We start from the raw sequence: 18,577 nt of genomic DNA, 5'->3' as shown, positions 1-18,577 counted from the left end.
AAAATAGGATTCCCCCAAATCTTAAATCTATTTCTAAAAATTAGAACAATGAAAAAGAATCTACTTTTATTTGTCTTTGTTTGTCTGGCTAATATATTATTTAGTAGTAGTGCTTTTGCACAAACTCCTGCACCAACTCCCAATCCAGCGTTTTTATATTATTGTTTAAATGAAACAGCAGTCCCTTTGGTAGCAACTCCATCTGGAGGAGGTACATTAAGGTGGTACACAGCTGCAACTGGAGGAACTTTTTCTACAACAGCACCAACGCCTCCTACAAATGTTGCAGCGACAGGAGGTAGTCCACTAGTTTATTATGTAACGCAAATTATTGGAGCTGTTGAGAGTACGCCTAGGACTCCAATAACTGTATATGTGAATCAGAAATTAAGTTTGTATTGTCAAACGGTTACTCCTAATTCAATTAAATTTGATTTTGCCAATACAGGACAAACAAGTTTTACTTATAGTTATACAATTGATGGGGTAACTCAGGCGCCAGGAACAATTACTTCACCAACTAATTTTACGGTTTCTGGATTAAATGAAGGACAAACAGTAGTGTTTACATTATCTGCTGTCGGTGCTAAAGCTTGCGTTACACCAGAAACTGCAAGTTGTAAGACAACTTGTTCAGCAACTGTAGCAACTCCTACTTTCACACAAATCGCGCCTATTTGTCAAGGAGATTCACCTCCAACATTACCGGCAACTTCAAATAACAGTATATCTGGAACTTGGTCACCGGCAGTAATCAATACTAATACACCGGGAACTGTAACTTATACTTTTACTCCTAATTCCATTGCGTTTCCTTGTGCAAATCCTCAAACAATGAATGTTACTGTACTTCCAAGAGTGACTCCAACGTTTAGTTCTATTCCTGCAACAGTATGTCAAGGTGCTTCAGCTCCTGTTTTGCCGTTAAACTCAAATAATACAACTCCTGTTTCAGGAACCTGGAGCCCTGCTACGGTTGATACTTCTGTTTTAGGACCTGCTACTTATACTTTTACACCAAATCCCGGACAATGTGTTGTGGCTACTCCTACGACAGCTACAATTACAATTATACCCAATGTTGTAACTCCCGGTTTTACACCAATTGCTCCAATATGTATTGGAAGTACACCACCTGTTTTAAACACAACTTCACCATCTGGAGTAACAGGTATTTGGTCTCCTTCAATGATTAATACCAATTCCATAGGTACAACTACATATACTTTTACTCCAAATCCGAATCAATGTGCCAATCCGCAATCTTTAAGTGTAACAATAATTGCGAAGACGGTAACGAATTTTGCTCAAATAGCTCCTTTTTGTGCAGGTGATCCTGCTCCAATATTAACAACAACATCACCTAACGGGGTTTCCGGTACTTGGTTTCCTGCTACTGTAGATAATTTTGCCAGTGCTTCTTATGTATTTACTCCTAATACTAATGAATGTGCTACTGTACAAACAATGAACATAACCGTTAATCAGCCAATTAATCCCGGTTTCAGTGATTTTTCTATTTGTTCGGGAACTGCTGCGCCGACATTAGCTACTACATCACCTAGTGGTGTTACAGGAACTTGGGATCCAGCTGTAGTTGATGAATTTAATAGTGATTCCTATATTTTCACTCCTGATGCAGGGCAATGTGCCACTCAGCAAACTATCGATGTTACAGTTTTGCCAAGTAATGTCTTAGTCGATTTTACCTGGACGGTATCAGAGGCTTTTGCAGAGAATCAAAAAATTACTGTTACTGCGATTAATCCGGGAGGAGATTATTTGTATCAACTGGATGACGGGCCTTTTCAGGTGTCTAATGTTTTTGAGTATGTCGCTTCGGGAACACATTCAATAACTGTTCAGGATCAAACACAATGTAGTGCGCCTATTACTAAAACGGATATTATGGTTGTCAATTATCCGAAGTATTTTACTCCTAATAATGATGGTTATAATGATTTATGGAATATTACAGAGTTGAGTTCGCAACCTTATGCTTACGTTCGAATTTTTGACCGTTATGGAAAATTTTTAAAACAAATAAGCCCGAGTGGAGCAGGATGGAACGGAACTTATAACGGTTATTTTATGCCTGCTGATGATTATTGGTTTGTGATTCATTATGTAGAAAACAATATTGTGAAAGAATTCAAATCTCATTTTTCATTAAAGAGATAAAAACTAAAAAAGGAATTGTAGTATTGATACAATTCCTTTTTTTTTATGCAGATTCCAATTCGGAGAGGATAAATTCTGAACCATTTTTAAACTGGCTGTTGATATAAATTTTCGCATCATTTCTTTCGGCCAGTTTTTTAACTAAATTCAATCCAATTCCTGTTCCCGAATCGCCTCTTGAGGACTGTCCAAGGGTATAAAACATTTGGAATATCTTTTCTGACTGACTTTCAGGAATTCCGGGGCCATTGTCTCTTAGGACTATTTGTTGGAGTTCGTCGTTGTATGCAATCGTAATTTCGGTAATTTCTTTGTCATTGTATTTTATTGCATTCGATAGTAAATTTTGAATAATTTGTTTGAATGCCACCGATTGAAAACGTACAGTGTGATTTAGGTTTTCTTTTGTAATTTGAATGTTATTACCTGGATTAATTAATTTAATCACTGCATTAATTTCGCTTAGGATATTAATGTTTTCTTTTCCTTCGTTGTTTTCTACATTTTTAGAATAAAACAATAAATCGTCAATTAGTTTTGACATAGTCATAGCCGATGATTTTACCATGTCAAATAAGTCGGTTGCTTCTTCTTTTAAGTCTAAAAGATGTTCTTCTTCAATAAATTCAACTAAGGATTTTATATTGTTTAAAGGCGTTTTTAAATCGTGAGCAATAATATTGGCAAATTGCTCTAATTCACCATTTTTAGCGACTAATTTTTCGTTCAACCTTTTCAATTCCTGATCGTAATCCCATATTTTCAGAAAGGAAGCTACTTTCTTTCGTGTAATTTCAATGTTTAATGGTTTAAATAAAAAATCAATTGCGCCTAATTCATACGCCTTGTTGATGAACTTGTCTTCATTGCTGATTGCCGTTACAAAGAGCGTTGGAATATTAGCTGTATTAGGATGTTGTTTAGTGATTTCAACAAATTCATAGCCATCCATTTCGGGCATTTGTACATCGACCAAAATAAGCGAAACTTTTTCTTTTAATAATATTTGCAGTCCTTCATTACCGGAATTGCAGGTTATGATTTCTCTGTCAGGGCTTTCCAGAATACTTTTTAAGGCAATTAAATTAGCGGGTTTGTCGTCAATTAACAACAGGGTATGTTTTTTAACGGTATTCATTATTCAATGTATTTATTATGTTTGTGGTATTTAATTCTTGATGTTGATTATAAATTGTTTTTGCTGCTTTGGGCATCATGGCAAATTCGGCTTCGTTGCAATCCTGTATGATAGTTGTTCCATTGTTCTCGGCTATGATTTTTAAACCATTTGCACCGTCATGGTTAGAGCCTGATAATAAAATTCCGCAGCATTTTTCCTTTAATATTGTCGAAAATGACTCAAATGTTACGTCAATTGAAGGACGACTAAAATTGACAGCCTCTGATACATCGAGCGAAAAACTAAGATCTTCTTCTAAGAGCAAATGATAATCGGCAGGAGCAGTATAGATACAACCTTGCTCTATTTTTTGCTTGTCTTCTATTTCTTTGACCAAATAATGAGTGTTTCTTTGTAAAATAGCTTCAAAAGAAGAAACCGTATTTCTCAATCGGTGTAAAACAATAACAATAGGGATATTGATATTTTTGTCTAAATGATTTAAAATAGACAAAATTGCTTCAAAAGCTCCTGCTGAGCCACCTATTACTATTAATTCCGGTTTCATTTTATTTTTTGATAAATTTTTTCTTCCCGGTCAATTTCTTTAAAATTCTCATAAACACTGCTAAATCGTAACGATTCTTTTTTTCCAATAGCTAAAAAACCGTGAACTGGCAAACTTTCGTAAAAAAGTTCTAACGCTTTATTTTGTAATTCATTGTTAAAGTAGATTAATACATTCCTGCAAAGAATCAGTTGGCATTCTTTGAAAACGCCATCGGCAACCAGATTATGATTGGAAAACAAAATATTTTGCTTCAATTCCGATTGTATCATGGAGTGTTTTTCGTCGGAAATAAAATAGTTTTTTAAGGATTCTTTTCCGCCACATTCGTAGTAATTCTTAGTGTATTCTTTAAAATTACCATTGTCATAAATTCCTTTTCGGGAGCGTTCGATAGCATTACTGCTGATGTCAGTGGCATAAATTCTACTTTTAGAAAACAGATTGTTTTCATTTAAAAGAATATTTAAAGAATAAGTTTCTTCTCCAAATGAACAGCCCGCACTCCAGATATTGATTTTAGGATAACTTTCTAAATACGGAAAAACTTTTTGCTGTAGGGATTTAAAAAAACTGGGGTCTCTGAAAAATTCACTCACATTTACCACAATTTCATTAATAAAATCCTGAAATATGGCTGGTTTGTTAATGAGTTCAAATTTTAAGTCCACAGCGTTTTTCATGTTGTTAATAGTCATAAAACGATTGATTCTCCTGAGCATTGATGCTTTGGAATAATCACTAAAATCATAATCAAATTGTTTTTTTATGGTAAAAAGCAATTCGTCCAGTTCGTTTAAAGTTATCATTTATAAATCCAAATGCTGATTAAAGAAATAAGTTTTTGAATATCAATAGGTTTTGATTGGTAATCAGACGCTCCGGCTTTTAGTATTTCGTCACGATCACCTTTCATGGCTTTAGCAGTTAAGGCAATGATGGGTACGTTTTTCCATTTTGGATTTTCTCTGATTTTTTTAGTGGCTTCAAATCCGTCCATTTCCGGCATCATAATATCCATCAGTACAATATCAAAACTTGGATGTTCTTCGAGGGCATTCAATGCTTCTATTCCGTTAAAAGCAGTGGTTATTACAGCACCTTTACTGGTTAAAGCGGCCGATAACGCATAGATATTTCGGATATCATCATCTACAATCAGAATGTTTTTGTCTTTTAAAATAGCACCTCCGGTTAAGTTTGGAGCTGTTTTGTACTCGGTATTTTCGGTAGTTTCTATTTTGTTTAAAAACAATAAAATTTCATCTTTTAATCTTTCGGTGGCATTATTGGTTTTGATTACAATGCTGTCCGCACTTTTTTCAAGTTCTAATTGTTCGTTATCCGATAAGTTTTTCCCCGTATTGATGATAATCTTTATGTTTTTGTTTTTAGAGATGCTTTTTAATTCAGAAATGGCTTTTACATTGTCAGAATCAGGTAAGCCCAAGTCTATTATGGCACAATCGATGTCAACATTAGTCAGAATGTTTTCGGCTTCTGAACGGGAATACGCCTGAATGCAAATGGTGTTCTTGTCATTGGCGTGCAGCAATTGTTTGATTGAATAGTTTAATTTTTCATCATCTTCTAAAATCAGTACTTTTTTGAATACTTTGTTGATTTCTTCATCGATAGAAAGAAAAGCATTTTTAAGTTTTTCGGGCGTAATTGGTTTGACTAAGAAATCAAAAGCACCCATTTCTTTAGCTAATTTTTCTCTCTTCATTCCTGACATTACGTGTACCGGGATGTGTTTTAAATCAGGGGCGTCTTTAAGCCATTTTAAAACTGTCCATCCGTCAATTCCGGGTAATTTCATGTCCAGGATAATGGCTTTAGGATTGTATTTTTTAGCATATTGAAAACCGGTTTCACCCTGATGAGCAATAATGGCTTTAAATCCGTTATTATGAGCTACTTGTAGTAATACCTCGGCAAAGTTTGGATCGTCTTCGATAATTAAAACAGTTTTATCATCAAAATCGGCTAAGTTTCGATCGTCGTTGATATTTGCCGAAAGATCTACAAATTCGTCATTCGCTTTCGGATATTCAGATTCTATTTGTGTTTCTTTAACAACAGTTTCGGGAACTGTAACAGCAATTGGTTCTGTTTTAGTAATGTTGCTGTTTTCCTCGTATTTTATTGGAATCAAAACCCCAAAAGTACTTCCGTTATTGAGCTGGCTGTCAAAAAACACTTCTCCGTTGAGTAATTGTGCTAATTGTTTAGAGATGGATAATCCTAAACCGGTTCCACCATATTTTCTGCTGGTTGAGCTATCGGCCTGCTGAAAACTCTGGAATAATTTTTTCTTACTTTCTTCAGATATTCCAATTCCGTTGTCTTTGATTGCAATGGCTAATATTTCGTTTTTGTTCAATAATGCCAATTGTGGATTGCTGTAGTTCCAGTTTTCGGCAGCACAGTCAAAAGTCATCGAAACGGTTCCTCCGTCGGGCGTGAATTTTAAGGCATTAGATAAAAAGTTTTTAAGAATTTGTTCAATTTTGCCTACATCGCTGTAAATTTCTCTTGGACATTTTTCGGTAATTTCAGTTTCAAAGCGAATGTTTTTTTTCTGCATTTGCGTTTTGAAAAGTCCTTCCATATCTGAGTAAATACGCTCTGTAACCGTGTTTTCAGGATGAATTTCGACTTTTCCGGCTTCGATTTTAGAAATATCTAAAATATCATTAATCAGGTCTAATAAATCTTTTCCGGAGGTGTTGATTACCGATAAGTTTTCTAATTGCGCATTAGTCAAATTGCCCGATGTATTGTCTTTTAAAATATCCGAAAGAATTAAAATACTGTTCAGTGGCGTTCTTAATTCGTGCGACATATTGGCTAAAAACTCCGATTTGTATTTGCTGGCCTGAGCAATTTCTTCCGATTTTATATTGAGTTCTTCCTGTGCAATAATAAGGTCGCTGTTTTTTTTCTCAATTTCGTAGTTCTTCGTTTCCAGTTCCCTGCTTTTTTCTTCAAGATAGGCATTCGTTTGCTCTAATTCGGCAGCCTGATTTTTTAGTTCTTCTTCCGATTGTTGCAGCAATAAACTGTGTTTGTTGAGTTCTTCGTTATTTTGTCTTAATTCTTCTTCCTGTACCTGTAAGATATTGTTTTTACGATTGATTTCCTCAACAGAAATTTTTAATTCTTCATTTCGGATAAAAACAGCTGTTGCATTGCCTAAGGAGTTTTTTAAGCTTTCCAGTAATTTTTTATCCGCATCGGTAAAGTTGTTCAAAGAGCCAATTTCGATAACGCCTATAATGGTGTTTTTGTATGCAACAGGAGTAATCAAAACATTATAAATAGCTGCTTTTCCTAACGATGAAGTAAGGAAAGAGTATTCTTTGTCTAGATTATTCAGGCATTTTTGTTCGTTGTTTTTAACTGCTTCGCCAATTAATCCTTCTCCAAAAGCAATTTTTGCCGGACTATTGTTATCATCAGCATAACTGCCAATTTTGATCAGATTGTCTTTTTTGTCAATGTAATCGGTAGTGTAAAAAGTAGCCTGGCAAGCATGGGTTTGATGGCTTAGAATTTTACTGATATTGGCCCCAAAATCATTGATTTCTTTAGAAGTTATAATAGCGTTGTTAATTTCGACAATGTTTTTTTCTAATAAACTGTTGGCTTCTGCTTGAATTTTAAGTCGTTTTAACTCTAAAGACATGGCGTTTAACGACTCGTTTAAAGTATCTGATTTACTGCGAACTTTAATGGTGTCGCCCAGATTTCCTGAACTGATTTTTGTAGCCAAATCAATTTGCTCTCTTGTAGCATCCGTTAGTTTTTCCATAGAAATTCGGATGGAGTTAAGTTCAGTATTACCAGAGAGTTGGTAATTGTGTTGGTTGTTGCCTGTTGCAATTTTTTCTATAGCATAAGTAATTGTATTGAGCGAATTAGAAGTATTACGAATTAATTTATAAATTAAAAATCCGGTTATCAATAGCAGTAATGAAAAGGCTATTAATGCAATTATGGTGCTTAAAACAGTTGCGTTTCTTTCCTGTTCTGTAGCCTGAATGGTAAAATTGAGTTTTTGAATTTTTAAGTCATTGAGCCGGTTGTTTACAGCAGTTGATTGTGTCCACCAGGTTTCGGGTGTAATTGTAGAATTGTTTTTTAATACTGCTTCGGCTGTAGCCAAAAAAGATTGAAATTCTGCTGATTTTTTATATCGAATAATTGCATCATTAATGTTCAGTTCGTTGTAATTTTCTAATTTAAAATCAGCATTTCTATTTTGGTTTTTTATATTTTCAAAATAAGTATCTAAATGAAATTGAACTGCTTTGTCGGTTAATTTAGCGAAAACAATCGCTCTGATCAGGTTTGCTGCCGATTTTGAATCAATATAAGATTTGAAATTATTAGCCAGTTTGGTCAGATTGGCATTGTTAGAATTGACAATTTCCCGGTCAATTAAATTGTTCAGGATATTGTTTAAAGTAGAATATTCGTCAAAGTTTGTTAGAGTTGTAGTGCTGTTGTTGGTGCTAAAATGAATGCGATTAAATATTTTTTTCGCTTCTTCAATGTTTTTAAGAACAACACTATCAGTAGTATTTATTTTAGAAAACCATTCCAGAGTATTGGTCTTGTTGAGTTCTAATTCCTCTTTTTTATCCGGATTAAATTTGGAGTATTCACTTAGTGTTCTATCGTTATTAATCAGCATAATGCCTTCAGAGAAAAGCGCAATATTCTCAATTCGCCGGCTGCTGTTTTCAATTCTTAATTTTTTTTGATAGGTGGTGTTAATATTGGTAATTGTAAAATACAGTAGTCCGCTAACGGGTATTAAGAGAATTAAGATTAATTGTTTTTTAAAAGATAGATTTTTCCACATAGTAATAAGTAGGTTAGATAGCTAAGATATTTATTTTTTTGGAGACATTTTATTTTTTGAGATTAAAATGATTGGAAAGAATCAGATTTGTAAAAAAAGCAAAAAAGCATCTCAGTTATGGTCTGAAATGCTTTTTTAGTACTTGAATTATGTAGAATTTTTAATTGGATTTTTTGATGTTAGCTACATATTCGGTTAGTTTTTTACCGTATAAAGATTGTGCTACTTTAGGCGACATTGCGTTTTTAATCGTGTCCAAATATTTAACGTTAATGTCATAGACTTCGGCTAAAGCAATGTAAGGAGCAATTTCATAATCTTTATTGTTCATTGCAAAATTAACCGCAAACAAGTATTTACGTTTTAGATTTAAGTCTTGTAACTTTGTTAGACTGTCAATCGCCTTAAGGTCTTTTCTTTTGATAGCTTTGAATTTTTTTTCAATCAGTTCCAGATTTTCATCCTTGTATCTCGAAGTTGTTTTTTTGTAATCTTCGTATAAATTGTGATTTTTTGAACCTGTAATTTTGGCTTCGGAAAGGAAACCGTCTAAATTAGTTTCGATATTGATAATTCCCGGTTCGGCAAAAAACATCAAATTGTTGTCTAAGGAATTGCTAACACCGCGATCTAAAAACAGATAAAGCATTTCAGGTGATTTTAAATCAAGGTTACTTTCAAAATGGGAGCTTCCGTCAATTTTAATGGTATCGATAGCAACTAAGGCTGTGTCAACAAATTTTTGAATGTATAAAGTTCCTTCTTTTAGTCCTTTGACATTTCCTGTAATGGTTAAGTTTCCTTTAAGCTCTTTTTTGTTGCAAGAAACAACAAGTGCCAGCGTAATTAATGCGAGAATTGATTTTTTCATTGATGAATTGATTTTGTGCAAAATAAAGAAAATAGTTCAACAAACTAATAGATAATTCTTGATTTGCGTTTTGATGTTTAGATTATGCTTTTAGCCAGGCTTCTTTTAATTGTTTTTTAGAATCGTCTGTAACTTCTATTTTTTCTTTCCCTTCATAAGGTAATTTTACGGTTCCTGTAAGCAATTCTTCCTTACCGTTACGTCTTATTTTTACAGTAATGGATTCGTTTTCTTTCCATTTATCACTCTGATTAATCATGTCGTAAATGTTGTCATAAGAATAAGCTACGTTGTTGATTTCTAAAATAACATCATCTCCTTTTAATCCCAAATTGGTAAAAAATACATTCAAATCCATATTTGGGACAACACTAATTTCGTTATTATTAGGGTTTACCATAACATAAGGTGTCTGACCTTTAATAAAAACGGGAGCTGCCATCTGTACAATGGATTTTGCCAATCCTACTTTTGCCAGATAAAAATCATACGGAATAGGAGTAGATCCTGCAACATAAGTCTTTAAAAAATCGCCTACTTCAGGGTAAGTCAAAGCGGTAATTTTATCAAAAAGTTCCGGATCATTAAATGGTTTTGCAACACCATATTCGTTTGATAATTTTTGCATTAAATCCAAAATTCCACGCTGTCCGTTGCTTTTTTCTCTGATGATGATATCAATGCACATTCCTATCAGAGCTCCTTTTTGATAAACATTCAGGTATTGGTCTTTGTAAGGTTGTTTGAGTACATTAGCACTCATTTCGGTAAAAGGCATGGTGTCATTCAGTACCCGGGCGCCTTCGATTTTTTCGGCAATTCTGTTGTAGAAATCTTCTTCTGAAATCAGACCTTGGTTGATTTGAAATAAATTGGCAAAATATTCGGTTACACCTTCATACATCCATAAATGTTGAGACATTTTAGGGGCATTGTAATCAAAAAAGTGAATTTCTTTAGAATGAATGGTTAAAGGCGTTACAATATGGAAAAACTCGTGAGAAACCACGTCCATCATTGATTTAACCAATTCGTCTTTTTCCATCATTTCTGGCAATACTACTGTAGTGGCAGTTGGGTGTTCAAGAGCACCAAAACCACGGGCATCATCAGGTTTTAAACTCGACAAATACAGGATAACAGTGTATTTTTCGGTAGCGTTAATTTTTCCTAAAAAATGTTTCTGAGCCGTCATCATGGTTTTCATTTCAGCAGTAATACTTTCGGCAGTATATTTTGCTGTTGGTGAATACACACAAATTTGAATGTCCATACCATCGACGTTAAAAGTAGTGTAATCCGGTTTTGCATACATGATGGGATTTTCTACTAATTCGGCATAGCGTGAAGTAACAAAAACATCGTTTGTAGTACTGCTGTCTTTGTCAACCATCGATGTGCTTCCCAATAAATTAGCAGGATGACTTATCGAAACCTGATAAGGTGTGGCTAAGAAATTGTCAAAATAGCCTACAAAACAATGCGTATTAATCATAAAATTGACCCCTGCATTGATATTAGAACCTGCCGGTGAAAAAACATCATCCTGACCAAAACCGGTTCCTTTTTCGCTGTCAAAAGTATCGTTGACTAAGTAGGTGATTTTACTTAAAGATTTAGCTTTGCTGATAGACCAGGAATTCTCGTCGGTTTTTTTAACAGTCAGTAAGTTTCCTTTTTTATCGTAAGCCTTCAGGTTTTCGATGTATTTACCGTAATTGTCTTCCGAGTAAGTTCCGGGAACTGTTTTAGGAATGCGATAGATAATTTCGTCACTATTGCTTTTAGGCGCATTGACGGTTACTAAAACCTGATCGTTGGTAACCTCATTCAAATTAATGCCTACCTGAATCATTTGCCCTTTAGGAGTTTGGGCATCAATAGTTTGATAGTTGAAAAACAGTGCGGCAATTGCCAGGACTAAAAAAGTTTTTTTCATGTTTAAGGGATGTTTCGGTGCAATAGTTTTTACTGTTGTATGCTTTACAACTTATGAAAATTAAAAAAAGCACTTCAGGTTGAGAGTGCTTTTACGGTAGGTTAATCTAATTTATTTTTGATATAATACTTTCCATCTAAATCGTCATCAAAATCATCAATTTTAAGCGGCTTAGGTTTAGGTTTAGTAGCTGTAGCTTTCTTTTTCCACATCTCAAATTTTTCCAGAGGCATCTTTTTCTTCATAATTTCCAGAACTTCTTTTTCAGCCAATCCAAATTCTTTTTTGATTATTTCAAAAGGATTCTTTTCCTCTAAGGCCAATGTAACAAGTTTTTCAGTTTGTTCCCAAGTCAGTTCTTTACGGTTACTCTTTTTCATCAGGTGAAAATTAATTCTAAATAGTTTTTTTTTAAATTAAAATGATTCAGTAATAGATTTCAATATTAATAAAAAAAATAATTACTTCAATTCAAAAGTTTGTTTTTTTTGTGTGATTGTTTACTTTTTATCAAATTCTCTTTAGCTGCGACTCCTGTTGTTTTTTTAGCTGTTTTTGCGTTCTTTTTTTAGCTGTTTTTAGCGTATAAAAAAGCAAATGCAATTATTTTTTGAAACGAATATTCATCAAAATAATTGCTGTAAGAATTAGTACAATACCCAGCCATTGTAACCAGTTAACTTCTTCGGCTAATAAAAAATAAGCCATAGTCACCGAAACGGGAAGTTCTAAAGCCGAAACAATACTGCCCAATCCAATTCCTGTAAGCGGAAATCCGGTATTGAGCAGGAAAGGAGGAATAATAGTGCCAAATAAAGACAGTATAATACCCCATTTAAGGAAAATGTAATAGTTAAAAGGCGTATTTTGTGTGATAAATCCAAATAATATTACAATTAAAGTTCCTCCGATAAGCATAAAAAAACTGCGTTGTATTGAAGGAATTTCAACAGCCACCTTATTCGCTCCAAACATTGTCGTTGTGAATGCCGCAGCGGCTAATAATCCCCAAAAGAAACCACGCCAGTCTAAAGTAATTTCGTTATGGAGTAAATTAGTTGCCAGTACTGTGCCTATTAAAGTGATAACAACTGAAATTATTTTTTGCAGTGAAGGTCTTTTTTTGTCTAAGAACATTTCGAGTAAAACGCCCATCCAAACCGTTTGCATCAATAAGACAATTCCAATGGAAACCGAGATGTAACGCACGGATAAATAGTAAAATACGCTGGTAAATCCCATTGAAGTTCCTGCTAAAATGAGTTGCAGGATTTGGTGTCTGGCTATTTTTACTTCGTTGGTATTCTTGTTTACTTTTCGAAAAATATTTAAGAGCAAAACTGTAAATAGACCTATCGAAAACTGAGCGCCACTCACTTCGGCAGTGGTGTAGCCTTCCTGATAAGCCATTTTGACAAAACTAGCCAGCATACCGTAACTGCTGGCCCCTAATGCTACAAATAGGACACCTTTTAGTGTTTTATTTTGAATCATGTTATGATTTTTGAACTTGCAAAAGTAGGCTATAACAGGAATAAATAAGACGAAAAATAGGTTATAATGTTGTTAAAATAAACCTTGTAATGCCGGATTCTTAATTCCGATTTTAGTGTAATCAAATTCCATTTTCTCTTTTAACAAACTGGCATAAACGGATCTGAAATCAATTTGGTATTTCAAATCCCCTTGAGATAAATCGGCAAGATTAGGATTGTTACCAATCACTTTTCCACGGTTTTGTCCACCAATGACAAACATTGGGGCTGCCGTTCCGTGGTCGGTTCCATTACCGTTGTCTTTGACTCTTCGTCCAAATTCTGAAAATACAACGATGGTTACATTTTGCAGTAAATTAGCCTGCTTTAAATCCTGATAAAAGCTAAAAACAGCACTGTCTAATTCGTTGAATTTGTTTTTTTGGATTACCAATTGATTGTCGTGTGTATCATAACCACCCTGCGAAGTGTAATATACTTTTGAATTCAAATTGCCTTTAATCAATCGGGCAATCCATTCCAGATTTTTCCCCAGAGCATTTTTAGGATAAGATGTTTCGGTAGTCGATTGGGTAAGGGCTTTTTGAATTTCTTCAGAACCCTCTAAGACCGAATTGGCTACTTTTCGAACAAAATCCAACGAAGCATTCTCGGATAATACACCGGTTTCTTCTTTTGTATTTTTAATCTTAAATCGGTCAGGATCTTTTACGGTTATGGAATTAGGACTATCTCCTTTTAGCGATAAATTATCGATCGAATCGATGTTGATTCCGGCTGTAGGTGTATGGTTCACACATTGTAAATCAAGATAGCGTCCCAGCCAGCCTTCATTAATGTATTTGTCAGAATCCGAGGCAGTTTGCCAAATTTCCTGACTTCTAAAATGCGAACGATTCGGCTCAGGATAACCCACATTTTGGATTACCGATAAATCGCCGTTTTGTTGCATTTGGGCAAATCCCTTTAATGCAGGATGAAATCCCATGCCTTTGGTTGTGGAAATGACCTCATTTTTAGAAATAGCAATTTTTGGGCGAAAGTTATAATACAAAGGATCTTCAAAAGGGATAAAAGTATTTAGTCCGTCATTTCCGCCATTCAATTGTACAAAAACCAGACATTGGTTGCCTGCAATTAAGTTTTTTTGAGAACCGTAAGCAAATAAAAAATCAGGTAATAACAAGGCTCCTCCGGTTAGTGTTCCTGTAAGCGATAGAAAATTTCTTCTGTTCATAATCGGTATTGTTAGAAGTTTGCTTTTAAATTAATTGAAATTCAGGTTCTTTAACCATAGCGTTGAAGAGTCTTAAGACAGCCTGATGGGCATTTTGAGCATTAAAATCAAAATCGTATTTTATGATGTTTTCGAAATCTTTTTGGGTATCATTGTCCACCTGAAACAATAATCGATCGGATAATTCGCTGATGATTTCCTTGTTAGTTCCTTTTTTCCAATCCAGTTGAATGACCGTTTTTCTCAGCGCAGCACGATTGTTATTTGGATTTTCTTCCATCATGTTAGCCATGGTTCTCTGATTGAAATTTTCCCTTCCGCTGCAGTACAAATCCGCCAGATTGTTGCGTTGCAAGTAGATTTGAGAAGTCAGCCAGGATTTTCCGCCTTCCCAGCCTTTTACATTGGGCTGATTGAATAAATCCATGCCCTGGCTTTTTAGAAAAACCACTATTGGTCGGTTATTTCGGGGATTAATGTGCAATTCGGAAAGCAATTGTAAACTATATTCCAGAGGGTTTTTAATTTTTGAACCAGCGGTTTTTTTATCAAATTCTTCGGTGAAAATTTTTTCTAACAGAGGTTTTATTTCAAAATTTTGTTTCCTGAAATAATCACCATAATAAGTCACCAGTTTTTCGCTGGGATTGTCATAAATAAACCATTGCAATATTTTTCGGGTAAAAAGGTACGGACTGTTTTTTTGCTTAAAAATAATATCAACAATGTCATCAACCTTAAAATGTCCTTTTTTGCCAAAGTAGATAATCTCTGAATCGTCGGCTAATTTGTCCCGATACACACCTCCGTTTTCACCAATTCCTAATCCTGCCAATGCTTTAGCGCCGTTTTTGATGTCCTCTTCGGTGTAGTTGCCAATGCCCAAAGTGAAGAGCTCCAGTAATTCCCGACTCAGGTTTTCGTTGATTTTGCCTTTTCGATTATCAACATTGTCTAAGTAACGCAACATGGCGTTGGATTTTAACATGGCTTTCGTTAATTCTTTGAAATTGCCAAAAGCGTGTTTTCGCAGCAATTGATTGTGTTCGAAAATCCAATAGTTGACTTTTACTTTTTGATAGGTTGAAACAAAATGATTGTGTAAAAAAAGTGTCATTTTTTCCTGTAAAGGATAGTTGTTGTGCATCATTTTGTCCAGCCACCAGGCTTTCATTTCTAATGAGGTGAGGACTTCCTGTTTTTGGATTTCTTTTTTTTGATCTTCGGTAAGAGCTTTTGCTTTTTTTCGTAGTTCACGATAATCAGCCAAAGTTTTCGGGCTGTCTTTTAAAAAATCGGGAATGCTGTTGTCAAAATTACTTTTAAACGAAGCATCCAGGAATTTTTCGATTCCCATTTTTTCAATTGCTGTAGCTTGCTGGTTTGAAAAACCTAAACGGAGGGACCATAGCGTATTAGGATTCATAGTTGATTAGGTTTAGTTCCGTACCGTAACTTCGGTATCGGGGTTGGTTTTTTATAGGTTGTTATCAGTTAAGATGTTAAAGTGTCAAAAAGGTTTAATGGAGTTAAAAAAAACTAAAATACGCAATTTATTTTTCCATTAGGGTAGGGTAAAATTATTCACGGTTGTCTTAATTATAGAAATACTATTACTAACGATAATTAAAAATGAATATTATGAAAAGGATTAACAGCTTATTCGGATTCTTTTTTTTAGGAACAATGCTAACGGTTCAGGCTCAGGAAGCTCAGACGGGAGCCGAAATAAATAGCCGTAACGGTTCTGATAAACTTTCGTATTACCATAAAAGAGGTGTCGAAGATGCGCAATATGAGTTGCGTTTTGAGGCAAAAACCAAGTCGGAAGAAAAAGCTTTTTGGAAAGAACAGAAAGCCTATGAAAAAGAATTGAAAGAAAGAGACAGAAAAGCCTACCGCTCTTATATTACCAGTAAAAAAGAGGTTTATACCGAACATTATGATCATTGCGATGCCCATTGCCATCACGACGATTATTTTTACACACACGCCCGATTTTATTATTACCAATACAATCAGCCTGCTTATTATCAAAGGACTCCAAGTACAAGTACGAGGATAAATACTCAAATAGGTGTACGTACCCCCAGCGTACGATTAGGACTTTAATTTATTTCAAAGTCAGGAAGCCGTCTCATTTTTAGAATGAGATGGCTTTTTATTTTATGACTGTCCGCTAAGCGGACTAATAACCTAATGAAGAACACAGATGACGCTGATTAGACGGATTTTTACTGATATTAATTTAAAAATCCGTTTTTATCGGTTGAAATCTGCGTCATCCGTGTGCCATTTTCAAAATTGGTATAAGTAATGGATAGGCATATTTTATTTTATGGATGCAGATTTAATTTTTTCGAACAGTTTTTCGTTCGATTCTTCTTTTGCAGAATAATAAATTTTCGTGCCATCTAATTTTGTTAAAAGGATATACGGCTTATTGTCTCCGTTCAAAATCAGTTTTACAGTTTCGCCTCGATCTGTTTTGAAATAGCCTTTTTTAATAGTTCCCAGTGAAAAACCATTGGTTCTTCGGTTGATTTTTGGTTTTTCGGGAACTAATTCGATACTTTTTATCGTATTCAAAGGTACAGTTTCGCCATAGCTTCCTTCAAATTCAATAGAATTGGAATTCAAAATAAGTTTGTTTTCCTGAAGGTCACGTCCGAGAAAAACAATCATAACAACTAAAATTCCCATAAGAAGATAAGCACCAATTTGATTCTTTTTAGAATTAAAGTATTTAGCCGACGTGGTAACAAAATAGATATAGCCCAGAATAGGATAGATGACCATGAAAATTCCGGCAATGTTTTCATGTACAAAATAATTCAGTAGGCTTCCAATTAAGAAAAGCGAACCGCCTAAAAAGAAGTGAAACTTTTTACAATAAGGGATGTAATTTTTGATGTCAACCTTTTTTCGCTCTTCTTCACTCATGGTATTGTATCCCGAAAGCAAATATTTGGCATTATTTTCGGTAAGAATAAATCCTATAGCGATAAAAATCAGGCTTATAGCAATTAATGTCAATGTCATTTTATTTTTTTTTATATGTGAAAATTAAACTTTTAAAGCTCCACGAAATCCTCTGGCAGCATAGTACGATTCAGCGCCGTTGTGGTAGATGAACACATTGTTATAACGGAAATCAGCAAAAATGGCACCGCCCAGTTTTCTGATTTCATCAGGAGTTTGAATCCAACTGGATGTTTTAGTGTCGAATTTTCCCAGTTTTTGCAATTCCCGATATTCTGTTTCTGATAAAAGTGTGATTCCCATTGCAGCAGCTACATCTTCTACATTGTTTTTAGGTTTGTTTTCTTTTCTGGAATCCAATGCCTGACGGTCATAACAAAGACTTCTGCGCTCTTTGGGACTCTCGGCAGAACAATCATAAAAAATATATGCTCCTGTGTTTTTATCATAATTTACCACATCCGGTTCGCCGCCTGTTTTTTCCATTTCGTTTAGCGACCAGAGTTTTTCAGGATTGGCTTCGAGTTTGGCTTGAACTTTATTCCATTCCAAACCTTCATGGCGATTCCTATTTTGTTCAAAACGGGATTTTATTATTTTTAATAGTGCTTCTAATTCTGTTGCTGTTAATTTCTTTTTCATAGTTGTAATTATTTTGTAATGTCAGTCTGTCCCGAAGCTTCGGGAGTCGAAGACCTCGCTAAAAGCACTTCGACAGGCTCAGTGTGACAGTTGTATTTATCCTCTTGCTTTACAATTTCGCTCACACAAATTGATAATTTGAACAATTCTGTTCTGTCTTGTTGCTGACCGTTTGGCTTGGTTTAGCCAATGCAAATAGCCTTTTTTATATGATTTAGCGAAATTTTCATAATGAGTAAATGCAACAGGATTTTGATTAAAAGCCAATTGCAAATCCTCTGGAATTTCCAGGTTTTCAACAGCGTCCAGACTTTCCCAGGAACCATTATTCTTAGCTGTTCCAATTTTTTTCAAACCACTTTCATGCATTAAGTTGGATGCAATCAATTCTTCGATGTAGGTTTTGTTGAGTTTACTCCAAACACTTTTGTCTTTTCGTGGCGTAAAAAGTTGCAGCCTCCGGTCTTCGTCCAGTTTTTTAACGGTTGAATCGATCCAACCATAGCAAATAGCGACTTTTACAGCTTCTTCCCAACGCATACTTTCGGCTTCGTGTGCCACTTTGTAAAAAATCAAATACACTGCCTTGTGTGTGCTATGATTTTCATGCAGCCATGCTCTCCACTCGGAATCATTTTTAAAGTATAAGGTTGGTTTTTCGTTCATTG

General features: G+C 34.7%; 15 protein-coding genes. 2 read left to right on the top strand and 13 right to left on the bottom strand.

The features are described from left to right. Positions 1-48: 48 nt before the first annotated feature. Complete coding sequence (locus tag IEV84_RS10910) at positions 49-2,181, top strand: T9SS type B sorting domain-containing protein (protein WP_188494322.1); 2,133 nt, start codon at positions 49-51, stop codon at positions 2,179-2,181. 43 nt (positions 2,182-2,224) lie between these two features. Here IEV84_RS10910 and IEV84_RS10905 read toward each other — a convergent pair whose 3' ends face one another. The 10 genes from IEV84_RS10905 to IEV84_RS10860 form a co-directional block, all read right to left on the bottom strand. Next, positions 2,225-3,319, bottom strand: coding sequence for a sensor histidine kinase (locus tag IEV84_RS10905; protein WP_188494321.1), 1,095 nt, complete (start codon positions 3,317-3,319; stop codon positions 2,225-2,227). After that, on the bottom strand, positions 3,306-3,869 hold the full coding sequence (locus IEV84_RS10900; RefSeq protein WP_188494320.1) for a chemotaxis protein CheB: 564 nt from the start codon (positions 3,867-3,869) through the stop codon (positions 3,306-3,308). The genes IEV84_RS10905 and IEV84_RS10900 overlap by 14 nt, the downstream gene beginning before the upstream one ends. Next, a complete protein-coding gene (locus tag IEV84_RS10895; RefSeq protein WP_188494319.1) occupies positions 3,866-4,678 on the bottom strand; it encodes a CheR family methyltransferase in 813 nt (270 codons plus the stop codon). The genes IEV84_RS10900 and IEV84_RS10895 overlap by 4 nt, the downstream gene beginning before the upstream one ends. Next, positions 4,675-8,742: a response regulator gene (locus IEV84_RS10890; protein WP_188494318.1), complete on the bottom strand. Its 4,068-nt coding sequence runs from the start codon at positions 8,740-8,742 to the stop codon at positions 4,675-4,677. Before IEV84_RS10890 ends, IEV84_RS10895 begins: the two co-directional genes overlap by 4 nt. Before the next feature lie 160 nt (positions 8,743-8,902). Further along, on the bottom strand, positions 8,903-9,613 hold the full coding sequence (locus IEV84_RS10885) for a DUF4369 domain-containing protein (protein ID WP_188494317.1): 711 nt from the start codon (positions 9,611-9,613) through the stop codon (positions 8,903-8,905). An 82-nt stretch (positions 9,614-9,695) separates the two neighbouring features. Continuing rightward, entirely contained in the window at positions 9,696-11,552 is a 1,857-nt protein-coding gene (locus IEV84_RS10880; protein ID WP_188494316.1) for a M61 family metallopeptidase, read from the bottom strand. A gap of 101 nt (positions 11,553-11,653) precedes the next feature. After that, positions 11,654-11,932, bottom strand: a complete 279-nt coding sequence (locus IEV84_RS10875) for a DUF2805 domain-containing protein (protein WP_071185240.1) — start codon at positions 11,930-11,932, stop codon at positions 11,654-11,656. 223 nt (positions 11,933-12,155) lie between these two features. Beyond that, entirely contained in the window at positions 12,156-13,046 is an 891-nt protein-coding gene (locus IEV84_RS10870; protein ID WP_188494315.1) for an EamA family transporter, read from the bottom strand. A 72-nt stretch (positions 13,047-13,118) separates the two neighbouring features. After that, positions 13,119-14,285: a DUF1501 domain-containing protein gene (locus IEV84_RS10865; protein WP_188494314.1), complete on the bottom strand. Its 1,167-nt coding sequence runs from the start codon at positions 14,283-14,285 to the stop codon at positions 13,119-13,121. A 25-nt stretch (positions 14,286-14,310) separates the two neighbouring features. Further along, the gene (locus tag IEV84_RS10860; RefSeq protein WP_188494313.1) at positions 14,311-15,711 is read right to left on the bottom strand and encodes a DUF1800 domain-containing protein; all 1,401 of its coding nucleotides are present in this window, start codon (positions 15,709-15,711) and stop codon (positions 14,311-14,313) included. Positions 15,712-15,926: 215 nt separating this feature from the next. On the opposite strand from IEV84_RS10860, the gene IEV84_RS10855 reads away from it, so the two are divergent. Continuing rightward, entirely contained in the window at positions 15,927-16,397 is a 471-nt protein-coding gene (locus IEV84_RS10855; protein WP_188494312.1) for a hypothetical protein, read from the top strand. Positions 16,398-16,616: 219 nt separating this feature from the next. Here the strand turns inward: IEV84_RS10855 and IEV84_RS10850 are convergent, their stop codons facing one another. The 3 genes from IEV84_RS10850 to IEV84_RS10840 form a co-directional block, all read right to left on the bottom strand. Beyond that, positions 16,617-17,327, bottom strand: coding sequence for a DUF3784 domain-containing protein (locus IEV84_RS10850; protein WP_188494311.1), 711 nt, complete (start codon positions 17,325-17,327; stop codon positions 16,617-16,619). Between the two features lie 24 nt (positions 17,328-17,351). After that, on the bottom strand, positions 17,352-17,909 hold the full coding sequence (locus tag IEV84_RS10845) for a DUF4256 domain-containing protein (RefSeq protein WP_188494310.1): 558 nt from the start codon (positions 17,907-17,909) through the stop codon (positions 17,352-17,354). A gap of 96 nt (positions 17,910-18,005) precedes the next feature. Beyond that, complete coding sequence (locus IEV84_RS10840; RefSeq protein WP_188494309.1) at positions 18,006-18,575, bottom strand: YdeI/OmpD-associated family protein; 570 nt, start codon at positions 18,573-18,575, stop codon at positions 18,006-18,008. Positions 18,576-18,577: the final 2 nt, after the last annotated feature.

This window comes from Flavobacterium palustre (genome assembly GCF_014639535.1).
Lineage (GTDB): Bacteria > Bacteroidota > Bacteroidia > Flavobacteriales > Flavobacteriaceae > Flavobacterium > Flavobacterium palustre.
This window is presented reverse-complemented; position numbering and strand designations above follow the sequence as displayed.

What these genes read in the sequence shown, in the direction of transcription:
- IEV84_RS10870 (WP_188494315.1), bottom strand. Translation starts at nt 13,046, where the DNA reads ATGATTCAAAATAAAACACTAAAAGGTGTCCTATTTGTAGCATTAGGG.
- IEV84_RS10855 (WP_188494312.1), top strand. Translation starts at nt 15,927, where the DNA reads ATGAAAAGGATTAACAGCTTATTCGGATTCTTTTTTTTAGGAACAATG.
- IEV84_RS10865 (WP_188494314.1), bottom strand. Translation starts at nt 14,285, where the DNA reads ATGAACAGAAGAAATTTTCTATCGCTTACAGGAACACTAACCGGAGGA.
- IEV84_RS10885 (WP_188494317.1), bottom strand. Translation starts at nt 9,613, where the DNA reads ATGAAAAAATCAATTCTCGCATTAATTACGCTGGCACTTGTTGTTTCT.
- IEV84_RS10910 (WP_188494322.1), top strand. Translation starts at nt 49, where the DNA reads ATGAAAAAGAATCTACTTTTATTTGTCTTTGTTTGTCTGGCTAATATA.
- IEV84_RS10890 (WP_188494318.1), bottom strand. Translation starts at nt 8,742, where the DNA reads ATGTGGAAAAATCTATCTTTTAAAAAACAATTAATCTTAATTCTCTTA.
- IEV84_RS10840 (WP_188494309.1), bottom strand. Translation starts at nt 18,575, where the DNA reads ATGAACGAAAAACCAACCTTATACTTTAAAAATGATTCCGAGTGGAGA.
- IEV84_RS10875 (WP_071185240.1), bottom strand. Translation starts at nt 11,932, where the DNA reads ATGAAAAAGAGTAACCGTAAAGAACTGACTTGGGAACAAACTGAAAAA.
- IEV84_RS10850 (WP_188494311.1), bottom strand. Translation starts at nt 17,327, where the DNA reads ATGACATTGACATTAATTGCTATAAGCCTGATTTTTATCGCTATAGGA.
- IEV84_RS10880 (WP_188494316.1), bottom strand. Translation starts at nt 11,552, where the DNA reads ATGAAAAAAACTTTTTTAGTCCTGGCAATTGCCGCACTGTTTTTCAAC.
- IEV84_RS10895 (WP_188494319.1), bottom strand. Translation starts at nt 4,678, where the DNA reads ATGATAACTTTAAACGAACTGGACGAATTGCTTTTTACCATAAAAAAA.
- IEV84_RS10900 (WP_188494320.1), bottom strand. Translation starts at nt 3,869, where the DNA reads ATGAAACCGGAATTAATAGTAATAGGTGGCTCAGCAGGAGCTTTTGAA.
- IEV84_RS10845 (WP_188494310.1), bottom strand. Translation starts at nt 17,909, where the DNA reads ATGAAAAAGAAATTAACAGCAACAGAATTAGAAGCACTATTAAAAATA.
- IEV84_RS10860 (WP_188494313.1), bottom strand. Translation starts at nt 15,711, where the DNA reads ATGAATCCTAATACGCTATGGTCCCTCCGTTTAGGTTTTTCAAACCAG.
- IEV84_RS10905 (WP_188494321.1), bottom strand. Translation starts at nt 3,319, where the DNA reads ATGAATACCGTTAAAAAACATACCCTGTTGTTAATTGACGACAAACCC.